This window comes from Rothia mucilaginosa, from assembly GCF_019334805.1.
In the GTDB taxonomy this organism is placed as follows: domain Bacteria; phylum Actinomycetota; class Actinomycetes; order Actinomycetales; family Micrococcaceae; genus Rothia; species Rothia mucilaginosa_C.
The window spans coordinates 2,081,082-2,102,762 of record NZ_CP079822.1; the positions used below are offsets into that span (position 1 = coordinate 2,081,082).

Consider the following 21,681-nt stretch of genomic DNA (forward strand, 5'->3'; position numbering starts at 1 on the left):
CGTGGCATGCCTGGCGGGTGGGAGGTGGTGCTCAAAATGCGACGTGAAACACAAATTCTTCGATGGAAAGAGCTGGGGGAACCATACCCAAGCGGGCTTAAAACCCCTATAATTGAGAAAGAGTCCCACGCATCCGGCACGTGGTTAACTGTTAGAACACGTGGGAATAATTGGGAATTTGACGTTAGTCTTCCCCGGAAAACCAGTGTGAACCTCCAGTGGTCACACAAAACAACACACAAAGGTTAGGTACATGAGGCGCGCAAAAATCGTTGCAACCATCGGTCCGGCAATCGAGTCCCCCGAGAAGATCTCCGAGGCAATCAAGGCTGGCCTGAACGTCGCCCGTCTGAACATGAGCCACGGTGACCACGCCGAGCACCAGGCACGCTACAACACCATCCGTGAAGAGTCTGCGAAGCTCGGTAAGGACGTTGCAATCCTCGCCGACCTGCAGGGCCCCAAGATCCGCCTCGAGCGCTTCGCAAACGGCAAGGAATACCTTGAGCCCGGCGCAGACTTCACCATCACCTCCGAAGACGTTGAAGGTACCGCAGAAATCTGTGGCACCACCTACAAGGGCCTGCCCGGCGACGTCAAGCTTGGCGACAAGCTCCTGCTCGACGACGGTAAGATCCGCCTCGAAGCAATTGAAGTTACCCCCACCCGCGTTCGTACCCGCGTGGTCGTCGGTGGTCCCATCTCCAACAACAAGGGCATCAACCTGCCCGGCGCAGCAGTCTCCCTGCCCGCGCTGACCGAGAAGGACGCAAACGACCTGCGCTTCGCACTGAAGATGGGTGCAGACATCATTGCACTCTCCTTCGTTCGTACCGGTGCAGACGTTGACCCCGTCCACAAGATCATGGAAGAAGAGGGTATTCGCGTACCCGTCATCGCCAAGATCGAGAAGCCCCAGGCAGTTGAGAACCTGCAGGACATCATCGACAAGTTCGACGGCATCATGGTCGCTCGTGGTGACCTCGGTGTTGAGCTGCCCTTCTCCGAGGTTCCCCTCGTCCAGAAGAAGGCAATCGACATGGCACGCCGCTGGGCAAAGCCCGTCATCGTGGCAACCCAGGTGCTCGAGTCCATGACCGACAACCCCGTCCCCACCCGTGCAGAGGTTTCTGACTGCGCTAACGCAATCCTCGACGGCGCAGACGCTGTGATGCTCTCCGGTGAGACCTCGGTCGGTAAGTACCCGATCCTGACCCTGCAGGCTATGGCTGCAATCGTCAAGGACACCGAAAAGGGCGGTCTGTACCGCGTGCCCGAGCTGGACCGCAAGCCCCGCACCCGCGGTGGCGCAATCACCCGCGCAGCAGTGAACATCGCTGACCAGCTGGACGCAAAGCTCATCGTAACCTTCACCCAGTCCGGTGACTCCGCACGTCGTCTGGCACGTCTGCGTCCCGAGACCCCGATTGTCGCGTTCACCACCAGCTCGAAGGTTCGCTCCTTCCTGTCCATGTTGTGGGGCGTTGAGGCTGAGCAGGTTGAGATGATCACCGATCAGGAAGGTCTGTTCCACTTCGTGGACGAGTACCTGCTGAAGAACGGTCTGGCAGAAGCTGGCGACCTGGTCGTCGTTGCTGCCGGTGCTCCCGCAGGCCGCGCAGGTACCACCAACATGGTTCAGGTACACCGCGTCTACGGTGCTGAGGGCGAGCGTGAGGCTCTGCGTCCTTACGAGGAGAACGAGGTCAAGCGCTAAGCCGCTCACCAATCTTTTTCGATGCGTAGCGGGGGATAATCCTCAGCCTGTACGCTCGGTATATAGAAGCCGCCGCCCGGTCGTGACTTCACGATCGGGCGGCGGTTTCTTGTGTCTTTATCTTTATTGCGTCTTTATCTTTCTTGTGCCTTTATTGTTGTCCCATCTGATGCGCGGGTGGGGTACAAGGGGTACAGAAGCGGATACAGAAAAGCGGCGGGAAAGCTTCAAACTTTCCCGCCGCTTGTTCGTTGGTGCCCGAGGTGGGACTCGAACCCACACTCCGAAGAACCTGATTTTGAGTCAGGCGCGTCTGCCAATTCCGCCACTCGGGCGTATCACGCATTTGTGCGTAACACCTTTAGAATTCTAACCCAGGCTGTCTAGAAAATCTAATCTATCTTCTGAAAGCGCTGAAGGTGGTGAGGTGGGGCGCGGGAGCCTACTGCGGGGTCTTATAGCTGTAAATCCTGAGCTGATGGTGAACCGGCGCCACTTATCCACAGCGGAGGCGGGGGAGAAAGCGCGCATCCTGTATCCTTAAAGACTGACTAACCATCCCCGTTCGCCTTCGCGGCTGGGGGCCACCTCAACGTTAAGAAAGTGATCACGGCTCGTGTTCAATTCTCTCTCCGACCGCTTGACGGCAACTTTTAAGAACCTGCGCGGCAAGGGCCGCCTCTCCGAGGCAGACATTGATGCAACCGTCCGCGAAATCCGCCGCGCCCTGCTCGACGCTGACGTCGCCGTCCCCGTGGTCCGCGAATTTACCGCCCACGTGAAGGAACGCGCTCTTGGTGCGGAAGTTTCCGAGGCGCTGAACCCCTCCCAGCAGATCGTCAAGATCGTGAACGAGGAGCTGGTGAGCATCCTCGGCGGTTCGACCCGCCGCATCAACATGGCGAAGAGCGGCCCGACCATCATTATGCTGGCGGGTCTGCAGGGTGCCGGTAAGACCACCCTGGCGGGCAAGCTGGCTCACTGGCTGAAGGGCCAGGGCCACACCCCGATGCTGATCGCATCCGACCTGCAGCGCCCCAACGCGGTGACCCAGCTGAAGGTCGTTGGTGAGCGTGCGGGCGTGCCCGTGTACGCGCCGCACCCCGGTGTGACCAGCGAGTTTGACGTACCCACCGGCGATCCCGTGCAGGTGGCACGTGACGGTGTGGCTGAGGCTCGCGCTAAGCTGCACGACGTGGTGATTGTCGATACCGCGGGTCGTCTGGGTGTTGACGCTGAGCTCATGCAGCAGGCACGTAACATTCGTGACGCTATTGAGCCGCACGAAGTTCTGTTCGTCATCGATGCAATGATCGGTCAGGACGCCGTGAACACCGCTAACGCCTTCAACGAGGGTGTGGACTTCACCGGTGTGGTCCTGTCTAAGCTTGATGGTGACGCCCGCGGTGGTGCGGCGCTGTCGGTGGCTTCGGTGACCGGCAAGCCGATTATGTTCGCGTCCACCGGTGAGAACGTCACTGACTTTGAGCAGTTCCACCCGGACCGTATGGCAAGCCGCATCCTGGATATGGGTGACATCCTGACTCTGATTGAGCAGGCTGAAGCTCAGTGGGATAAGGCTGAGGCCGACCGCATGGCGAAGAAGTTCATCGATCAGGAAGATTTCACTTTTGAGGACTTCCTGGCTCAGATGCAGCAGATTCGTAAGCTCGGTTCCATGAAGAAGCTGCTCATGATGATGCCCGGTGCGGCTCAGATGCGTCAGCAGCTTGAGGCCTTTGACGAGCGCGAGATTGACCGCGTGGAGGCGATTGTTCGCTCCATGACCCCGCATGAGCGTGTGGCTCCGCGCATTATTAACGGTTCTCGCCGTGCCCGTATCGCTAAGGGTGCGGGTGTGACCGTGTCTGAGGTGAACCAGCTGATGGAGCGTTTCGCTCAGGCTCAGAAGATGATGAAGAAGCTCGCTTCGGGCAAGATGCCCGGCATGCCCGGTGGTATGCAGATGCCCGGTATGGCAGCTGCGGCCGGTGGCGCTCGTAAAAACGCGAAGAACAACAACAAGAAGAAGAAGGCTCGCTCCGGCAACCCGCAGAAGCGTGCGGCGCAGGAGGCGGCAGCAGCTAAGGCGCAGCAGGCTCGCGCCGGTGCTGCATTCGGTCAGCAGGCTCAGAACCAGGAGATGGATCTGTCCAGCATGAACCTGCCGAAGGGCTTCGAGAAGTTCCTGCAGTAAGAGCAAATATGAGCCCGGTAAGGGGTGGTACGGGTGCGCACGTGGTGACGGGCGCACCCGTACCGGTATGGTGCCCGGTTTGGGTGCATGAATGGTGTGAAGGGAAGGTATCAATGGCTCAGAACGAGCAGAATTGGGATCGAGAGAACGCGGATAATCAGCTGAATGAGCAGGTCATGCCGTGGTCTCAGCGCGCCTTCGCTGATGATGCTGTAGAGGACCCTGCCGGCGCATCTGCCGCTGAGTCTGTAGAGGAGTCTGCAGGCGAGTCTGCAGTTGAGGAGGGCTCGCTGGGCTTCTCTGATGCTCTCGCAGAGGTTCTTGAAGAGGACCTTTCGGGCGATCTTGAAGACGGCATCGCAGGCGACTTTGCGGACGGCTTCGACGATGATTCGAGCATCCTTCCCGGGTACATCCCCGTCTGGGCGCGTATCGCCCTCGAGTACGGGGAGCACTCCGCCGAACTGGCGGGCGACCTCGTCTACTCCAGCGAGAGTGACGACCCCGCCGTTGACGACGTTGCCGCAACCATTCTGAACCTCATTCGTGAGGCCCGCAGCATGCATGATGAGGTGAAGGCGGAAGACCCCGATAAGCAGCGTGCCTGGAACGACCGTACGAAGGTTGACCGCCTCGCCGCCGCCCTGGAGAGCGAAGAGTGGACCGTCGATAAGCTCACCGGCATGTGGGAGGATGCCCCCGCACCTGCCGGAACCGGTGAGTCGGATAGCCCCGAGTACCTGCGCGCCCAGGATGAGGAGCGCACCGCTGAGAAGCAGCGCAATGAGCGCATCGAGCAGACCATGGAGCTGGAGGAGAAGATTCAGCGCCGCCGCATCATGGCTCGTTCCACTACCGATGAGGAGCTGATTGCCGCCCTCATTGAGGCGACCGCCGCCTCCCCGGAGCTGATTGCTTACGAGATGGGTGAGCACCAGGTGCAGCTCTACGTGCTGTGCGCGGTGGACGATGAGGGCTACATGAACGTGCTGGAGGTCGCTGACGGCCACCTGCACGTGGGTACTCCGGTTGAGGATTATGTGGCTCAGCTGGTGGATCAGCTGCCGGTTACCGGTGCCGCCCTCGAGGGTGAGGCGACCGTGTGGGAGGATCTGCCCGGTGGGCAGGGTGAGCTGGAGTTCCTGGTGGATGGTGACGCCGCGATGCTCGTTGACCTGCCCATTGACATGATTACCGGGCTTCTTTTGGCGTACCTTCCTGCCGGTACTCGGCAGGTTGTTGCCGCGCCGGCGGGGGAATGGACCCTCATTTCTGCCGACCCGGTGGACCTGATGGCGCTGCTGGGCCTGCTGAACTGCAACGCCCTGATTGCTGAGGGTAACGCGAACCAGCAGCACCTGGTGGTCTATGAGGAGCCCGACCGCGAACCCTACTCGGATGAGGAATGGTACCTGGAGGCGTTCGGTGAACCCTACGAGAATATCGTGGAGGAGTTCACCTGGCAGCGTGTGCCTAAGCGCCTGAACCGTGCCCTCAGCCGCGAGGAAGTCGCACGTTTTGGCGGCGTGCTGGAGGACCTGCTCTCGGAGCTTCCCGGTAGCGCCCCGGAGCTGGCGGGTTCGAAGATTTTCGGTTCTGATGAGGATGAAATCGAGCAGGGTATCGCTAATGTCATGGCGATGTTTGGTGTGGAGGCTGACTCCATTGCCGGTCGCCGCCTGAATGCGTACCTGCGCGATACGAGCAATACCCTGGCATTGGAGTCGGTGCTGCAGCTACTGGATGTTCCCACGGAGCTGGCGCTGGTGCCGACCACCGGTTTTGATGTGGCGTCGATTAGTACGGCGCGCATCTTCGGCAATGAGGATGAGGGCTTCGCGCAGCCTGCGGCTGACTCTGCTGAGACTAACTCTGCCGACGCAGCTGATTCGGCTGATGAGGCGCAGACTTCTGAAGCCCTGGACGTTACCTTCCCGCTGGATGACTCCGCTGCCGAGGCTACTTTCTCCGAGAGCACCCCCGTAGAGGACGATTCCTTCGAAGATGACGAGGAGATTGAGCCCTACCCGGGTAACTTCCCCTCGCCCATGGAGCGTAGCTACCGACTGGTTGCGACCGGTCGCCGCGTGACCCTCGCCGAGTGGATGGATGCCATTAGCGAAGGTCATATTCCTTTCGAGTACACTCATATGTCTTTCCCGGAAGACGCTCTTGATGAGGAAGAAGACTTCCTGGACGCTGAGGCGTTTGATGACTTCGAGGGTCCCTATGAGCAGGACCGCGATTTCGAGAAGGACGATGCGCAGCCTACGGGGGGCAGGAATTTCACCCCGGAGGAAGAAGAAGCTGTTCTTGCCCATTTGAGGGCTGCCCTCGCACCGTACTCCAGCCAGTCTTCCGCATCGCAGGCTGAGGCGACCTCGGCTGAGGGTGCACAATCTGATGCCGCGGCGGGCGACGAACCTGCGCCGAACGCATCGCAGAATACCGAGCATCAGGCACCGGCATCCCAGGGCCCCGCACCGCAGAGTTCATCCACTCAGGGCCCCGCGCCTCGTTCGCGCCGCAAGCGCCTGACTCCGGAGCAGATTCGCGCCAAGACCCGCCGTGTAGGTCTTGTCCTGGGCGCGGACGTGACCGCTCAGAGCGCTATCGCCCTGACCCTGGCGAAGGTGGCACGCCGCCGTCGCGCTCAGGGTAAGGCGAGCCGTAAGTTCTCGGTGGCTGCCGCACTCTTTGCGCTGAATGCCACCGTGGAATCCGCCCTGATTCCCACGGTATTGCGTTCTTTTGAGCAGACTCAGATGAAGAAGCACGCCCGCCCGGTGGCGGATGCTGAGCTGGTGCATCCGGGTGGTAGCGCGAGTGCTGAGCATTCGACCAAGAAGCGCACTCTGATTGATGATTTGCGTGAGGGTCACTACCGCACGGTGGAGGATGCTGCCCCGTCCACGGAGCAGGCACCCTCTGGACTGCGTGAGCGTGCCCTGGGTATAGTGCGTAGCATCAGGCAGCGCGCTGCGAAGAAAACTGACCGCTAAAGGAAAGAAGCCATGAAGGATTCCTATCTGAGCGATGAAGAGCTGAAGGCTTTTATCGCCACCTTGCCCACGCGCCGTTTGGCGGCGGGCGCGCTGATTCGTAATGAGCGCGGCGAGATGCTGCTGGTGAAGCCGAACTATAAGGACGGCTGGATTCTTCCCGGCGGTACCGTGGAGGCGGGCGAGGCGCCCAAGCCCGGTTGTGAGCGTGAGATTGCGGAGGAGCTGGGCCTGGATGTGAAACTGGGCCGCGTGCTGCTGATTTTCCACGGCCTGGCATTGGGCGTATGGGGCGATTCGACCTACTACATGTATGACGGCGGCGTGATCGCAGCGGATACGAAGATTACCCTGCAGGATGCTGAACTGGTGACCTATGAGTGGGTTGCTCCGGAGAACCTGGAAGGCTACGTGCGCTCGTCGATGGTAGAGCGTCTGCGTGAGTGCTACCGCGCCCTGGAGACGGGGGAGACTCTGGAGCTGAGCAACCTCGACTCCTAATAACCTCGACTGGCGGCGGCTACGCTGCGGCTCGCCGGGAAGCTACCGGGTGCATCCCGGGGTACAGAACGCTGTTTAAAAGTGATATTCGGTGCCTTGGGCAATTATTTTTCCGTGTCGCTAGCTTAAAATCTTGGGCTCTGATACCCTAGCTGAGTACCCGGCGACGCGCGACCCCTCTCTTCGCGCGCCGTTGTGTCCATAGAGGCGCCGTGAATGGCCCGCCCCACGGGTGCTGAACCGTGTGCCTCGCACCAAATTATGAAACAGGAGTAACCACTAAAGTGGCTGTTAAGATTCGTCTCAAGCGTATGGGTAAGATCCGCGATCCTCGTTACCGCATCGTGATCGCTGATTCGCGCGTCAAGCGCGACGGTAAGACCATCGAAGAGATTGGTATTTACCACCCGACCGAGCACCCCTCGCGTATCGAGATCAACTCTGAGCGTGCTCAGTACTGGCTCTCCGTCGGCGCACAGCCGACCGAGCAGGTTCTGGCTCTGCTGAAGCTCTCGGGCGACTGGGCTGCATTCAAGGGCGAGAAGGCAGAGTCCAAGGTTCTGCCCGTCGAGGCTAAGGCTGAGTTCGTTGTTCCCGAAAAGGGTTCCGTGATCCTGCCCGAGGCTATCACCCCCAAGGCTGAGAAGGCTGAAGAGGCTGCTGAGGAAGCAGCTCCCGAGGCTGAGGCTGAGGAAGCAGCTGAGTAATTATGTTGGCTGACGCACTCGAACACCTGGTTCGAGGGATTGTCGATCGTCCGGAGGACGTGAAGGTGCGCCTGCGCACTCAGCGTCACCGTGAAACCCTTGAGGTTCGCGTGCATCCGGATGACCTGGGCCGAGTTATCGGCAGGTCTGGTCGTACCGCCAAGAGCATCCGTCTGGTGATGGACGCTATTTCTGATGGCGAGCCGATGCGTATCGACATTATCGACACCGACAAAAAGCGACGCTAGCTCGTAAACGCTTGAAGCCCCCGTTTCCGGTTTTCCGGAGGCGGGGGCTTTCGCGTACCCGGGTCCCGGTGGTAGTGCGGGCGGCAGAATGCGCCCGTCCTAAGTGCCCGGTAGAATAGTGGGAGCCGTGCACGTGCACGGCGTAGGTTTTTAGCTTGTATCCAGCGGAGGAAAATTATGCAGGTTGTGGTGGCTCGTATCGGTAAGCCTCACGGTATTCGTGGTGAGGTGACGGTTCAGCTCTTTACTGATGCCCCGCAGGAGCGTTTTGCCCGCGGTGAGGTGCTCGGTATCGAGAATTTCAAGCCCGGCTCTGCTGCCGCTTCGGTGGCGCCTACCGGTGAGCTGACGGTTGCCGGTGCCCGCTGGAACAAGAAGATTCTGGTGGTCCGTTTTGATGAGGTGACCACCCGCAATCAGGCTGAGGAGCTGCGCGGCAGCCGCCTGGTCTACGAGGTTCCCGAGGATGAGGGCGATGAAGAGGGCTTCTACGAGCAGGAGCTGGTGAACCTGCCCGTGTACCTGCTGGCGGACGTTCCCGAGGGTGAGAGCCCCGTGGATAACCCGGCTGTGGGCAAGCCGCTGGGTAAGGTGACCGGTCTGCAGACCATGCCGGTGCAGGATCTGCTGCTGATTAAGCTGGCTCGTTCGCCGCGTCTTGCCTCCGGCGCGGGTGAAGAGATCATGATTCCGTTTGTTGAGGAGATTGTGCCCGAGGTGGTTCCCTCGACCGAGGACGAGCCCGGCTTTGTGCTGCTGACCCCTCCGGCGGGTCTGATTGACCTGCTCGAGGACGCTGAGCAGGCTACTGAGCAGGCGGGGGAGTAGTCCGTGCGCTACGATGTGGTCACGATTTTCCCCGAGTACCTGGAGCCGCTGAAGCTGTCCCTGCTGGGTAAGGCGCGCGAGAAGGGCCTGGTGGACCTGCACCTGCACGACCTGCGTGAGTACACGTTTGACCGTCACCGCACGGTGGACGACACCCCGTACGGCGGTGGCGCGGGCATGGTGATGAAGGCGGAGCCGTGGGGCCTGGCGCTGGATGAGGTGCTTGCCGCCTCCCCGCTAAAGGCAACTACTGAAGGCGATGCTGAGGGTACCGAGCCCGCCGCCGATACCCGTCCGCTGCTGATTGTCCCGTCCCCGGCGGGTGCCGTGTTCGATCAGGCGATGGCGTACGAGCTGGCGGAGGAGAAGCATATTGTCTTCGCCCCGGCACGCTACGAGGGCATTGACGAGCGCGTGCTGGACTGGGCGCAGGAGAGCTTCCGCGTGATGCCCGTGTCCCTGGGCGACTACGTGCTCTACGGCGGTGAGGTTGCGGTCATGGCAATGATTGAGGCGATCACCCGCCTGATTCCCGGCGCGATGGGCAACCCCGCCTCCCTGGAGGAGGAGTCGCATACGGGCGGCCTGCTGGAGTACCCGGTGTACACGAAGCCCGCCGTGTGGCGTGACCGTGAGGTGCCGGAGGTGCTGCTGTCGGGTAATCACGGTGCGATTGCGCGTTGGCGCCGTGACCGTCAGATTGAGCGCACCCTGGAGCGCCGCCCCGATCTGCTGGAGGCGTACCCGGTGGAGCAGTGGGATAAGAAGGACCGCCGTTTCTTGGCTGAGCGCGGGGTGCATTTTGCGAACCCGGCGAAGGCTGCTCAGAAGAAGGTGAAGAAGAGCCCCGCAGCTCCTGCCGATACCACCCAGCCCGAGGCAAATTCCTAGGCCTCGAATAGGCGCTCGCGAGCGCCTCGTAAACCTCTGAATGGGGGTTAGCGTCATATAACTGTTAGTTGGCGCTGACCCCTATTTTTTGTGCCCGCGAACCGTTATTCTGAGGGTAGCCTCGCTATGAACACAGCCTACCCATAGGTGGCGCGAGGTGGCAATACGCTTTCATTGTTGAAAGCACGTACTCAACAGAAGGAGGACACATGTCCGTTGTTAAGGTTCACCGTCTTGCTGTCGTTGGCGACAACCAGGCTGAGCTGGAGAAGCGCTTCGCTGCTGCCCGCCACATTGCTGACTCTTTCCCCGGCTTTGAGGGCTTCGAGCTGTGGCGCCCCCTGGATGAGGGCGGCGACTACTTTGTGGTGACCCGCTGGGCTGATGAGGCAAGCCACGATGCGTACGCGGCGGCTCGTCGTGAGCGTGACCCGAACACTGTTGTCTCTCACGCTGACGGCACTATGAGCTTCGAGAAGGTGGAGTTCGACGACTAACATCTGTGTTTGTCTGCGTCTGACCGGATTTATGGCTGAAGCCCATGTGAGATGAAGAATTTATCTCATATAGTGAGGGGTCGCACTGACTTTTCTAAATATTGCTTTAAGTGGGTATTAGCCCATGTGGAGGCGATATAAGGAAGGGTTGGTGCGGCCCCTCCTTGATTTTTCGGGGCTTAAAATTCGCAGGTATTTCGTGGTGGTTGGATATGTGGGTTCGGCGCTATAAAACACCTGAATTATGGTCAATAAATGCCCTCTAAATCCTTCAATCCGAAAGTGACACTTTAATGCAAAAAGGTTATTATTGTTCCCGAGAGCACACTTCGTCCGTGCCGGTAGTTCGGGCGAGGACAGCAATCCCCTCTCGGCTACATCGCATGAGACAGCCGAGTCACTCAAGGGAATATTCAGCGCACCCGTGTGAGTACCTCCTCTGCATAGGAAGGTCTGGCAGGGGAGCCGACTCAACTATCACGTATTCACACAAGTGGTGCATGGTACTGGACCCCGCAATATATGGGATGGGAGCTTGGTGGTTCGAGCGTTCATCGTGGTTGATGACCCTCCCAGCCGCGGATAGAAAAGTGCTTTGCTTAGCGGGTGAGCAACTCGGTGGTCCGGACCGAAGCTCACCCGCTCCGCTGTTTAAGACCGCCTTTTACACGTCCCAGACTTGGACTATACGTTACCTAGTGTTCCTGTACCTAGTGCTTTTCGGGTACCGGGCGCTCGCGGAACTCGATGGGCCGCTTCGACTTCGGCAATGAATACATGACGCGCAAGTATGCATCCTCCACAAGACCCTCCAGCACCTGCTCGGTCACGCCCTCGCCGGTGCCCACAGAAATCCAGTGCCGCTTATTCATGTGCCATGCCGGGATGACGCTCGGGTAGATGCGCTGCAGCACCTCCGACTCTTCCGGATCGGTTTTGAGGTTCACGATGGGGTAGCCGATACCCTCCGTGTACATGGCGAACATCTTGCCGCCGACCCGGTACACCGTGTGCTCGGGCCCGAACGGCTGGTCGGAGGTTGCCAGCGGCATGGCGAGCGCGAGGCGGTGCAGGGTCTGCTCCAGGTCCTCGGGTCGCAGAAGTTTGGGGGAGGGGTTTGTGCTCATAGCTTCGAGTCTAGTGCCCCGCACGGTATCCCGCCTAGCACGCAACCAAAAACTCTCGTACTGCCCGGCAAATCCACGCTAAAATAGGTAACTATGGCTGAATTTATTTATCAGATGATCAAGGCCCGCAAGACTGTGGGCGACAAGGTCATCCTTAACGACGTGACGATGTCGTTCTTCCCCGGCGCCAAGATCGGTATGGTCGGTCCGAACGGTGCGGGTAAGTCGACCATCCTGAAGATCATGGCTGGCCTCGACCAGCCCTCCAACGGTGAGGCGCGACTGACCCCCGGCTACACCGTGGGCATCCTCATGCAGGAGCCGCCGCTGAACGAAGAGAAGACCGTTCTGGGCAACGTTGAAGAAGGCGTGGGCGAAATCAAGTCCAAGCTGGACCGCTTCAACGAAATCTCCGCCCTCATGGCTGAGCCCGACGCTGACTTCGACGCCCTCATGGAGGAAATGGGTCAGCTGCAGGAAGCTATCGACGCCGCTAACGCATGGGACCTCGACTCCCAGCTGGAGCAGGCGATGGAGGCGCTACGCTGCCCGCCCGCTGACATGCCCGTCACCCACCTCTCCGGTGGTGAGCGCCGCCGCGTGGCACTGTGCAAGCTGCTGCTGCAGAAGCCTGACCTGCTGCTGCTCGACGAGCCCACCAACCACCTGGATGCAGAGTCCGTGCTTTGGCTGGAGCAGCACCTGCAGTCCTACGAGGGTGCCGTCATTGCGATTACCCACGACCGTTACTTCCTCGACCACGTTGCCGAGTGGATCGCTGAGGTTGACCGCGGTAACCTGTACCCCTACGAGGGTAACTACTCCACCTACCTGGAGAAGAAGCGCTCCCGCCTCGAAGTTCAGGGCAAGAAGGACGCTAAGCTCGCTAAGCGCCTGAGCGAGGAACTGGACTGGGTCCGCTCCAACGCTAAGGGCCGCCAGGCTAAGTCGAAGGCTCGTCTGGCACGCTACGAGGAGATGGCTGCGGAGGCTGAGAAGACCCGCAAGCTTGACTTCGAAGAGATTCAGATTCCTCCGGGACCCCGCCTGGGTAACGTCGTTATTGAGGCTGAGAACCTGCAGAAGGGCTTCGACGGCCGTTCCCTGATTAACGGTCTGTCCTTCTCCCTGCCCCGTAACGGCATTGTGGGTGTGATTGGTCCTAACGGTGTGGGTAAGTCCACCCTGTTCAAGACCATCGTTGGCCTGGAGCCCCTGGACGGCGGCGAGCTGAAGGTCGGCGAGACCGTCAAGATCTCGTACGTTGACCAGAACCGCGCGAACATTGACCCGGAGAAGACCCTCTGGGAGGTCGTCTCTGACGGTCTGGACTACATCCAGGTCGGCAACGTTGAAATGCCTTCGCGTGCGTACGTCTCCGCGTTCGGCTTCAAGGGCCCGGACCAGCAGAAGAAGGCGGGCGTGCTCTCCGGTGGTGAGCGTAACCGCCTGAACCTGGCGCTGACCCTCAAGCAGGGCGGTAACCTGCTGCTGCTCGATGAGCCCACTAACGACCTGGACGTTGAGACCCTCGCATCCCTGGAAAATGCGCTGCTGGAATTCCCCGGCTGTGCAGTGGTCGTCTCCCACGACCGTTGGTTCCTGGACCGCGTGGCAACCCACATCCTGGCTTGGGAGGGCACCGACGAGAACCCGGATCAGTGGTACTGGTTCGAGGGTAACTTCGAGTCCTACGAGAAGAACAAGATTGAGCGCCTCGGCCCTGAGGCTGCTAAGCCGCACCGCGTGGTGCACCGCAAGCTGACCCGATAGGGTTTGGTTCGGTAGTAAGCCCCGCTTCCTGATGCTGTTGAGCGTGGGGAGGTGGGGCTTTGCTGTGTCTGCTGGGGAAGGGGTATATTCCTGCTATCTCACGTGTTGTTCCGCTACGTGGTGGGTTATTCGTCGGTAGAAATAGTTCGCTCAGTGGCGACCGATATATCATGGCGGATTTCATATTCACGGTTTATAATGGGTATGCACGTAAGTGCAACTGACACATGTGATTACGAAGAGAAGAGCATTATGCTTTCAAAATATAACTGGATGTCCTTGGTTACCGGTCTGTTGCTGATTGCAGCGGCAATCTACATGTTCGCCAATCCCGCTATTCCGCTGGTAGTTCTGGGTTATGTGTTCTCCATTTCGGTGTGGCTTGGTGGCGTGTTTGAACTGGTGCGTTACTTCGGCACGCCAAAGCAGGCACGTACCGGCTGGGACCTGGTTGACGGCATCTTGACCGTGGTGGCTGGCCTGATTCTGCTGACTGCCTCGGTGGGTGCACAGGCAACCTTCATCCCGACCATTGTGGGTGTGTGGATGATTATGTGGGCGCTGATTCGTCTGATGACTGCCCAGGCCATGAAATACCTGAGCTACGCCGCCGGACGCCACCTGCAGCTCTCTGCTATTGGTACCCTTATTCTGGGCTTGCTCGTGGTGCTGTTCCCGATAATCTACGGCGTGGCGGCAGTATGGATGGCAGCACTGGGTCTTCTGGTGACCGGTCTGGTATTCGTGGGTGACTTCTTTGTTTCCCGCCGCACCAAGAGCACCGTGCACATTTCCCCGGACGGTGTGATTGACGGCGAAGCTAAATAAGAGCTTCCTAACGGCTTCTAGACCGTACACTAGAACATAAGAAGGACCGTGTGAGACAACCACCTCACACGGTCTTTCTGTATGCTCTGACGTTTTACGCTCTCGTAGCGCCGAAACTCTAGCGGTGCTCCGCTTTATCGATATTCCGGCAGGCGGAACATCATTTCCTGCGCCACGGTCGCCACCAGCTCACCGGAACGATTGAAAATCGAACCCTGCGCGAGCATCCTGCCGCCCTGCGCGCTCGGGGAATCCAGCACGTACAGCAGCCACTCATCGGCGCGCGCCGAACGGTGGAACCACATCGCGTGATCCAGCGAGGCGCTCTTGAGGCCCGGCTCCAGCCAGAACTTGCCGTGACGGCGCAGAGCAGGCTCCAGCGGCAGGTAGTCCGAAGCGTAGGCGATAGCGGCGCGGTGCTCCGCCTCCGATGCCTCAGAACCATCAGCACGCACCAGGCGGTCAAAGGTCTTGAACCACACACAGGCACGCGGCTGTGTCGAGGAGGCATCCGCCTGAGTGTACAGGGGCGCGTCCACGTGTCGCATATCAATCGGACGTTCCCACGAGACCGCCTGTGCAATGGGGTGGGGGAGCTGACCCAGGTAGTCGCTGACCATCGGCAATGATTCGGGGTCCGGCACCTCCGGCATGGTCACTGCGGTGTGCTCCGGGCCGCGGCTATCGGACTGGAACGACATAATCGCCGAGAACATGGGCGCCTCATCCTGGAACACCTGCACGCGGCGGGTCGAGAAGGAACGGCTATCATTCAGGCGCTGAGTGGCGAAGAACAGTTCACGCTCAATATCGCCGGGACGCAGAAAGTAGGCGTGAATCGAGTGGATGTCCTTGCCCTCCACCGTGCGGTCGGCGGCAATAATCGACTGGGCAAGAACCTGACCACCGAAAGTACGCGGCTGTTCGCGGGTGAGCGTCACACCGGTGGACACTTCATCACTACCGAAGGAGGCGGGCGCCGCCTCCACAGGGGAGAGGTCCAGCATCCGCATGAGGTTTTGGGTCACAGTGGGCTTGGTCATGGTTTTATTCTCGCACGTTTTCAATGAACCGGTTTCTGGCGTAGAGTGGGAGAGCATACTCTGAGACAACCACGACAGGTTGATTCGGAACATTGACTAGGAACAATGACCCGGATAGTCGATCCGGAACGTCTGCCTAACACACCATCGCAGATATCACCCACCAACTTGCCACCGAGCAGGCCTACGCCGAAAAGGAGCAGAAATGACTACGCCGTCTGAAACCACCCCTGACAATACCCCCGTGCAGGAGAACGCTCCCGATCAGAACAGCGCACCGAACGCGGCGGCACCCATTGAACTCAAGTACAACCCCCACGAAGGCGTGGAGGAGCCCTACCTGATTCTGCCCGGCGGAGCGCAGGGTGCCGCAGCGGTCAAGGACCTTGCCACCTACATTTCTCGCGCCCTGGCGGTGAACCCGGACGCCGCTATCCGCCTGACTGCGCGCGGCCGCGTGGTGGCGGTGTTCGCCTGCTCCCTGGAGCCGGAGGACGCCTCCTCGGACACCCCGGTCATTATGGGTCTGCGTGCCCTGCACCTGCTGGCTGACTCGACCCTGGACATGACCGTGCAGGCGCAGGCGTTGCTGGACCGTCTGGCGCGTCTGCAGAAGCAGGCAGAAGAACAGGGTAACGAAGAGAACCCGCAGCTGGTGCTGTTCATGCCGCCGGTGACCGTTAACGCTAGCTGGGCTGGCAAGTCAGCCCCGCTCAGCGGCTGGTACGAGGTTGGTACCGTCCCGGTTGAAGAGTTCCACCGCGCCACCGCAGAAGGTCTGGAGGCGGTAGAACGCGCCCTGCCCGAGAACCCCGGCGCTGCTGTGCTTTCCACGGTGCGCTCGCGTATTTGGTCCTCCGATATGGTGCTGGAGTACCTACCTGAGTTCGATACCGTGCTTGTACCGACCGGCGCGGCATTCGCCCTGCGCGTGTTCGGTTTCATCCCGGAAGGCTTCACGGGCGATCTGCCGCTCTTCGCTGCGCATGTAGGTTCGGAGGAGTGGCTGCGCATTGTGGCGCCCGCCGGTATGGTGCTGGTGCGCCGCGGTTCCGGTTCGCTACTCTAACCCCCCCTCTCTAGGCTTTGCTAGATCTTTCTCAGCTGGCGGTACGGGTTCTGACCTGCGCCGCCAGCTATTTTTGCGTCTCATGACATCATCGGGGGATTTGTAATAATGACTTTCGATAAGGCATTACTTTACGAAAATAGGGTATTCTAGAAAAACTACGCCCTTTCACCGGGGCGTCTTTGACACACCGATTACCAGCCACACCGCACGGGAACTCTTCCGCCGCGCCCTCACCAGGCGCATTCTTCCCGTACGGATCGAAAGTGAGACCTATATGGATCTGATTGCAGTCGACATTGACGGTACCCTTGCCAGCAACCGAGATCAGATGGATAAGTACCTGACCGGTTTCTTCGCAAGCAACCGCCGATTCTTCAAGGCCATCCGCAACGCCACGGTCAATGTTGAAGTTGCCGACCGTGTTCGCGAAATCACAGCAGACACCGGCGCAGAGGTCGTAGTAATTACCGGCCGCGATGGCACCTACATGAAGGAATTGAACCAGTTCATCGCCCGCGCAGGTCTGGAACCCAAGCACGTGTTCGCTAAGCCCGGCAACGACGGCTCCAACAGCCCCGCATGGAAGGACTCCGTCATTGAGTCCCTGATTGCTGACGGCAACCGCATTATCCACGCTTTTGAAGACACCGACCACGAGGTGTACCTGCGCCGCGGCATTCCCGTCACCTGGGTCGCCCCGATTCGCGACTACATTGGCGAATGGCACTACGAGTCGATCGACATTGACCCGGTCGCCTGGGCTGCCGAGCAGCGTGAGAAGGAAGCCGCTCGTGAGCGTCAGAAGCGTCGCCTTGCGGAGGGCGTGCTCGCACACCAGAAGGCCGAGGCGAAGGAACGCCAGGCAAACGTCGCGGCATAAAACCCGCACACCAACTTGAGAGCTGCGGTGGGTAACCCACTCAAACGAATGAGGCGCCGGAAGGATTCAATCCTCCCGGCGCCTCATTCTAATGCTATATGCGTTGATCGAAGCTGATGTACTCGGCTGATTACACAGTTAGTTTACGCGGTGCCGAGCAGTTCGCGCAGGCGAGCCGCAAACGGTGCCGCCAGCTTGTGGTGCGCCTCCTTCTTCAGGTGCACGCCATCAGCCATGTCACCCTCAGTCAGGTAAATGGTCTGCCAATCCGCGGTGTCCATGAACAACACGCCGGTCTCGCGGGCACCCTGCCGCGCGACTTCGTTCGCCACGTGACGCTTATGGGCCAGCTGCTTATCCGTCGCAGCGTCCTCGCTCATCGACACCACGCCGCCGAACACAATCTTCGAAGAAGGGTACATGCGTCGCAGCTGCTCAATGACCTGAGTCTGGTGCGCGTTCACGTGTTCGCGAGCCTTCGTCTCATCCTCGTGAATGTAAATGTCATTGCCGGAGGCGTCCAGGTAAATCACGCCGGGGTTACCGTTCGGCAGAGCCCAACGGCCACCCATCACACCCTGATAGTAGGAAGGGCACACACCCTCGCGGGCGGTCACAAAACCCACGCCGCCGCAACGGAACAGGTACGGAACGAAGCCTGCCTGCTTCAGGCCCAAACCAACCCAGGAGGTTGCGGTCACCTGCGAGTCGCCAATCACCAGGGCGTCCTTAGCGCCCAGGACGTTCGCGTTACGCGGCAGACCGTTCGCCTTATCCCAGTAGAGTTCAGCCTTCTCAAACTTGGTGTGCAGAACGCCGTTCTCGGAATGCCAGCTCACCGGCAGGCCCTCCCAGCCGGCAAAGTCGCTGTACTGGCGCTGCTTCCACCAGTGCTCGTAGACGCCGGATTCCACCGCGACCGGGCCGTACTTGGGGGTGTACATGACCACGCCACCCTTGAACTGCTGAACCAGCATGTCGGCGGCATCAGCGGTGGTAGAGAACGGTGCCTGAATCTCACCGGTTGCCTGCGCGCCCTCCTTACCGAAGGCGTTCTGCGCGGTGCGTTCAATCTTCTGCGCCGGGGTGGTCGGTTCCGGAGTCGGCTCGGAGGAGGGGGACTCGCTGGGGCTTTCCTGTGCCGACTGGGTAGGCTCGGCGCTCTCAGCGGCAGTAGCGGCGGTGCTACCGGGCGCGTTGGAGCCTCCTGCGGAGTACACGCCAAAGGAACCGGCGGCAACCACAGCAAGGACTGCGCCGGTCAGAGAAACTTTCGCGATAGGAGACTTGATAGAAGGCATGCACAACAGTATACGATAGGCGCAACCCCAAGTAGAGAGCTTTTGATGGATATTCAAATGAAAATAACAAAAAATATGCACCGCAGTGACAAGATTTTGGGCCCTTGATGCAAAACGTCCCCTCCCACCCCAGAACGGGGCAGAAGGGGACGATCAAGAACCTATGAGCAAAACCTAGGAGAGCAGGCGGCGAACCCGCCTCAGCTCATAAGCATTGTTAGATGTCAGCAGCCTGAACCTTCAGCGCACGAGCCACACCGTCGCGTGCCTCCGCAATCTGACGGTACAGGGCCGCAGCATCCTCAGGCAGAGACGCCAGGTACGCCTCGGTACGCTCCAGCAGCTCAGCGGTCGGCTCGCTCGGGTACATGCCACCGATAATCTGCATGGAAATCTCGTGCGAACGCGAACGCCAAATGCCCTCAATCTGCTCGAAGTACGGCTCATCGTACTGGGCAATCAGTTCGGGCTCGCCGGACTTGAAACCGGAAATAGCGTAACGCTGAATCATGTTCGACAGCTCGCCGGTCACCATGATCTTGTTCCAGTACTCAGCCTTAGCCTCCGCAGTCGGAATCGACGCGTACGCCTGAGCAGCGTACTGCTGACCGTTTGCGGTGTTGTCGTTCTCCAGCTCCGCAGCGATCTGCTCGGCGGAGAAGCGGCCACCGGTAGCCAAGCGGCACACCAGGTTCCAACGCAGGTCAGCGTCAATGTCCAAGCCTTCAAGGGTCAGGTCACCCTCGAAGAGACGCTGCACGTTGTCGTACTGATCCTCGGTGCGGGTCTGGTTGATGAACGCCTGCAGCAGCTGCAGCTGAGCATCCGAATCGGGCTCTGCAACGCATGCCAGCTCCCAGAGACGGTCAGCGGCACGGTGGCGAGTCTCCTCGCGAGCCTCGGGAGCCACGAAGGAGTGCAGGGTAGCGGACAGGTTGTTAATCTGGGTGCGCAGAGCGGTAGAGTTAGTCTCCTTGCCGATGTTGTTCAGCACCAGGTCAACGTACTTACGCGCCGGCATCTGAGCGTCACGCACGGTATCCCAGAGCGAACCCCAAACCACGCCGCGAGCCACGGACGAATCAATATCGCCCAGGTGCTTGATAGCGGTCTCAATGGAACGCTCATCCAGGCGAATCTTTGCGTACGCCAGGTCCTCATCGTTCAGCAGCAGCAGGTCGGGGCGCTTCTTACCGAGAGCCTCCTCGACCACGGTCAGCTCGCCGTCAATGTCCAGCTCGATGCGGTCGGTGCGGGTCAGCTTGCCGTCCACCAGGTTGTAGAAACCAATCACCGCACGGTGCGGGCGCAGAGTCTCGAAGCCCTCAGCGTAGGACTGACGAATACCCAGCGAAGAAATGTTGCCCGCCTCATCATTCTCAACCTCAACGGCGAGAGTGTTCACACCAGCGGTCTCAAGCCACTTAGCGCTCCACGCACGCACGTCACGGCCGGAGGTGCGCTCCAGCTCAACCAGCAGGTCGTCAAGAACGGTGTTGCCCCAGCTGTGCTTATCGAAGTACACCTTCAGGGCAGCCATGAAGTTCTCCTGGCCAACCCACGCCACCATCTGACGCAGCACCGAAGCGCCCTTCGCGTACGTAATGCCGTCGAAGTTCACCTGAACATCGGCAAGGTCACGAATCTCAGCCACAATCGGGTGGGTCGAGGACAGCTGGTCCTGGCGGTAGGCCCAGGTCTTCTCCGAAGCGGAGAAGGTAGCCCACGCCTCCTTGGCGTAGCGGGTGTTCTCCGCGGCGGCCAGGGTAGACATGAACTCCGCGAAGGACTCGTTCAGCCACAGGTCGTTCCACCACTTCATGGTAACCAGGTCGCCGAACCACATGTGGGCTAGCTCGTGCAGAACGGTGATGGCGCGGCGCTCACGCAGAGCCTCCGCAACCTTGGAACGGAAGACGTAGGTCTCCAGGTAGGTCACGCAGCCAGCGTTCTCCATCGCGCCGGCGTTGAATTCGGGCACGAACAGCTGATCGTACTTTTCGAACGGGTACGGGGTCTTGAACTGCTCCTCGTAGAACTCGAAGCCCTGACGGGTCAGCTCAAACATGTCCTCAGCATCCACGAACGGCATGAGGGACTTACGAGCGTACACGCCCAGCGGAATCACGCGACCCTCAGAGTTGGTCAGCTCGCTGGTGACCTTCTCGTAGGGGCCAGCCACAATCGCGGTAATGTACGAAGACATGCGCGGGGTCGGCTTGAAGAACCAGGTCTTCGCACGGCCGCAACCGCACTCCTTCTCCTCAACCTTCACCTCGGGCTGGTTAGACACAACCACCCAGTGCGAGGGAACGCGCACAATAAACTCGAATTCAGCCTTCAGGTCGGGCTGCTCAAAGACGGGGAACACACGGCGGGAGTCCGGCACCTCGAACTGGGAGTACAGGTACACTTCGCCGTCGGCGGGGTCCACGAAACGGTGCAGACCCTCACCGGTGTTGGTGTAGAACATCTCTGCGTCAATGACCAGGGTGTTCTCAGCCGCCAACTTGGGCAGCTGGATGCGCTCGCCGTCCGCCAGGTCGGTGCTCAGCTCTTCACCGTTGAGGTTAATGGACTTGACCGAGGAGGTGATGGCGTCAATGAAGGTGGAGGCACCTTCCTGAGCGTCGAAACGGATTTCAACCTTCGAGGAGAAGACGTCCTTGTCCTTCGGCAGGTCGAGTTCAATACGGTACGAGTGCACGCGCTTAATAATGGATGCGCGTTCGGTTGCCTCATTGCGGGTTAGGTTCAGGCCGGGCATACAGCTCCCTCTCCTTAGATGTGAATAGCGTGCCGTGTTGACACGCCCTGTCATGGTGCGCTGGTTCCCGAGGTGCGCGGCTCCTGCGACGCTGCATACGTAGCGCTGGAGGCGTTCAAGCTTGGGCGCGGCGAATCGGGACACCAAAAAGTGCCATATCCCACAGTCTACCGTATAGCTGGGAATCTAGAAGGCTTCGCATTACCCGAACCCGCGCGAATTCGATACAGTTAAGACAGAAAAAACCCAAACGGGGAAGCGTATCCCACCTGATGGATGCGCGGCGCACTCTAGCAACGGCG

The 21,681-nt window shown here is 59.8% G+C and carries 17 protein-coding genes and 1 tRNA gene; 13 read left to right on the forward strand and 5 right to left on the reverse strand.

Annotated elements, in window-relative coordinates:
* Positions 1-253: 253 nt before the first annotated feature.
* The gene (gene pyk, locus LPB405_RS08250) at positions 254-1,717 is read left to right on the forward strand and encodes a pyruvate kinase (RefSeq protein WP_219101200.1); all 1,464 of its coding nucleotides are present in this window, start codon (positions 254-256) and stop codon (positions 1,715-1,717) included.
* Positions 1,718-1,969: 252 nt separating this feature from the next.
* Here pyk and LPB405_RS08255 read toward each other — a convergent pair.
* A tRNA-Leu gene (locus LPB405_RS08255) sits at positions 1,970-2,052 on the reverse strand.
* Positions 2,053-2,333: 281 nt separating this feature from the next.
* Between LPB405_RS08255 and ffh the strand changes: the two genes are divergently transcribed.
* The 8 genes from ffh to LPB405_RS08295 all read left to right on the forward strand — a co-directional run bounded on the left by ffh (position 2,334) and on the right by LPB405_RS08295 (position 10,588).
* The gene (gene ffh, locus LPB405_RS08260; RefSeq protein ID WP_049342095.1) at positions 2,334-3,914 is read left to right on the forward strand and encodes a signal recognition particle protein; all 1,581 of its coding nucleotides are present in this window, start codon (positions 2,334-2,336) and stop codon (positions 3,912-3,914) included.
* A 113-nt stretch (positions 3,915-4,027) separates the two neighbouring features.
* On the forward strand, positions 4,028-6,916 hold the full coding sequence (locus tag LPB405_RS08265; protein ID WP_219101202.1) for a hypothetical protein: 2,889 nt from the start codon (positions 4,028-4,030) through the stop codon (positions 6,914-6,916).
* Positions 6,917-6,928: 12 nt separating this feature from the next.
* Entirely contained in the window at positions 6,929-7,417 is a 489-nt protein-coding gene (locus LPB405_RS08270; RefSeq protein ID WP_219101204.1) for an NUDIX domain-containing protein, read from the forward strand.
* A gap of 284 nt (positions 7,418-7,701) precedes the next feature.
* On the forward strand, positions 7,702-8,124 hold the full coding sequence (rpsP, locus tag LPB405_RS08275; RefSeq protein ID WP_200962953.1) for a 30S ribosomal protein S16: 423 nt from the start codon (positions 7,702-7,704) through the stop codon (positions 8,122-8,124).
* 2 nt (positions 8,125-8,126) lie between these two features.
* Positions 8,127-8,372, forward strand: a complete 246-nt coding sequence (locus tag LPB405_RS08280; RefSeq protein ID WP_005505691.1) for an RNA-binding protein — start codon at positions 8,127-8,129, stop codon at positions 8,370-8,372.
* A 177-nt stretch (positions 8,373-8,549) separates the two neighbouring features.
* Entirely contained in the window at positions 8,550-9,200 is a 651-nt protein-coding gene (rimM, locus tag LPB405_RS08285; protein ID WP_219101206.1) for a ribosome maturation factor RimM, read from the forward strand.
* Between the two features lie 3 nt (positions 9,201-9,203).
* On the forward strand, positions 9,204-10,091 hold the full coding sequence (gene trmD / locus LPB405_RS08290) for a tRNA (guanosine(37)-N1)-methyltransferase TrmD (RefSeq protein WP_219101208.1): 888 nt from the start codon (positions 9,204-9,206) through the stop codon (positions 10,089-10,091).
* Between the two features lie 209 nt (positions 10,092-10,300).
* Complete coding sequence (locus LPB405_RS08295) at positions 10,301-10,588, forward strand: antibiotic biosynthesis monooxygenase family protein (RefSeq protein WP_219101210.1); 288 nt, start codon at positions 10,301-10,303, stop codon at positions 10,586-10,588.
* A gap of 710 nt (positions 10,589-11,298) precedes the next feature.
* Here LPB405_RS08295 and LPB405_RS08300 read toward each other — a convergent pair.
* Positions 11,299-11,715 carry an MmcQ/YjbR family DNA-binding protein gene (locus LPB405_RS08300; RefSeq protein WP_219101212.1) on the reverse strand — a complete coding sequence of 139 codons (417 nt, stop codon included), beginning with the start codon at positions 11,713-11,715 and terminating at the stop codon, positions 11,299-11,301.
* 93 nt (positions 11,716-11,808) lie between these two features.
* Here LPB405_RS08300 and ettA point away from each other — a divergent pair, with 93 nt between their 5' ends.
* On the forward strand, positions 11,809-13,488 hold the full coding sequence (ettA, locus tag LPB405_RS08305) for an energy-dependent translational throttle protein EttA (protein ID WP_219101214.1): 1,680 nt from the start codon (positions 11,809-11,811) through the stop codon (positions 13,486-13,488).
* Between the two features lie 252 nt (positions 13,489-13,740).
* Complete coding sequence (locus LPB405_RS08310) at positions 13,741-14,316, forward strand: HdeD family acid-resistance protein (protein ID WP_257604907.1); 576 nt, start codon at positions 13,741-13,743, stop codon at positions 14,314-14,316.
* A 134-nt stretch (positions 14,317-14,450) separates the two neighbouring features.
* Here the strand turns inward: LPB405_RS08310 and LPB405_RS08315 are convergent, their stop codons facing one another.
* The gene (locus LPB405_RS08315; protein WP_049345634.1) at positions 14,451-15,359 is read right to left on the reverse strand and encodes an acyl-CoA thioesterase; all 909 of its coding nucleotides are present in this window, start codon (positions 15,357-15,359) and stop codon (positions 14,451-14,453) included.
* Between the two features lie 205 nt (positions 15,360-15,564).
* On the opposite strand from LPB405_RS08315, the gene LPB405_RS08320 reads away from it, so the two are divergent.
* On the forward strand, positions 15,565-16,428 hold the full coding sequence (locus LPB405_RS08320; RefSeq protein ID WP_049345632.1) for a hypothetical protein: 864 nt from the start codon (positions 15,565-15,567) through the stop codon (positions 16,426-16,428).
* A 277-nt stretch (positions 16,429-16,705) separates the two neighbouring features.
* Positions 16,706-17,311, forward strand: a complete 606-nt coding sequence (locus LPB405_RS08325; protein ID WP_049345629.1) for a phosphatase domain-containing protein — start codon at positions 16,706-16,708, stop codon at positions 17,309-17,311.
* A gap of 143 nt (positions 17,312-17,454) precedes the next feature.
* Here the strand turns inward: LPB405_RS08325 and LPB405_RS08330 are convergent, their stop codons facing one another.
* Positions 17,455-18,612 (reverse strand): SGNH/GDSL hydrolase family protein, encoded by a 1,158-nt coding sequence (locus tag LPB405_RS08330; protein ID WP_257604908.1) that lies wholly within the window; start codon positions 18,610-18,612, stop codon positions 17,455-17,457.
* A gap of 217 nt (positions 18,613-18,829) precedes the next feature.
* Positions 18,830-21,379: an aminopeptidase N gene (gene pepN / locus LPB405_RS08335; RefSeq protein ID WP_219101220.1), complete on the reverse strand. Its 2,550-nt coding sequence runs from the start codon at positions 21,377-21,379 to the stop codon at positions 18,830-18,832.
* Positions 21,380-21,681 lie beyond the last annotated feature (302 nt).

What these genes read in the sequence shown, in the direction of transcription:
- pyk (WP_219101200.1), top strand. Translation starts at nt 254, where the DNA reads ATGAGGCGCGCAAAAATCGTTGCAACCATCGGTCCGGCAATCGAGTCC.
- LPB405_RS08265 (WP_219101202.1), top strand. Translation starts at nt 4,028, where the DNA reads ATGGCTCAGAACGAGCAGAATTGGGATCGAGAGAACGCGGATAATCAG.
- LPB405_RS08270 (WP_219101204.1), top strand. Translation starts at nt 6,929, where the DNA reads ATGAAGGATTCCTATCTGAGCGATGAAGAGCTGAAGGCTTTTATCGCC.
- LPB405_RS08280 (WP_005505691.1), top strand. Translation starts at nt 8,127, where the DNA reads ATGTTGGCTGACGCACTCGAACACCTGGTTCGAGGGATTGTCGATCGT.
- rimM (WP_219101206.1), top strand. Translation starts at nt 8,550, where the DNA reads ATGCAGGTTGTGGTGGCTCGTATCGGTAAGCCTCACGGTATTCGTGGT.
- LPB405_RS08295 (WP_219101210.1), top strand. Translation starts at nt 10,301, where the DNA reads ATGTCCGTTGTTAAGGTTCACCGTCTTGCTGTCGTTGGCGACAACCAG.
- LPB405_RS08300 (WP_219101212.1), bottom strand. Translation starts at nt 11,715, where the DNA reads ATGAGCACAAACCCCTCCCCCAAACTTCTGCGACCCGAGGACCTGGAG.
- ettA (WP_219101214.1), top strand. Translation starts at nt 11,809, where the DNA reads ATGGCTGAATTTATTTATCAGATGATCAAGGCCCGCAAGACTGTGGGC.
- LPB405_RS08310 (WP_257604907.1), top strand. Translation starts at nt 13,741, where the DNA reads ATGCTTTCAAAATATAACTGGATGTCCTTGGTTACCGGTCTGTTGCTG.
- LPB405_RS08315 (WP_049345634.1), bottom strand. Translation starts at nt 15,359, where the DNA reads ATGACCAAGCCCACTGTGACCCAAAACCTCATGCGGATGCTGGACCTC.
- LPB405_RS08320 (WP_049345632.1), top strand. Translation starts at nt 15,565, where the DNA reads ATGACTACGCCGTCTGAAACCACCCCTGACAATACCCCCGTGCAGGAG.
- LPB405_RS08325 (WP_049345629.1), top strand. Translation starts at nt 16,706, where the DNA reads ATGGATCTGATTGCAGTCGACATTGACGGTACCCTTGCCAGCAACCGA.
- LPB405_RS08330 (WP_257604908.1), bottom strand. Translation starts at nt 18,612, where the DNA reads ATGCCTTCTATCAAGTCTCCTATCGCGAAAGTTTCTCTGACCGGCGCA.
- pepN (WP_219101220.1), bottom strand. Translation starts at nt 21,379, where the DNA reads ATGCCCGGCCTGAACCTAACCCGCAATGAGGCAACCGAACGCGCATCC.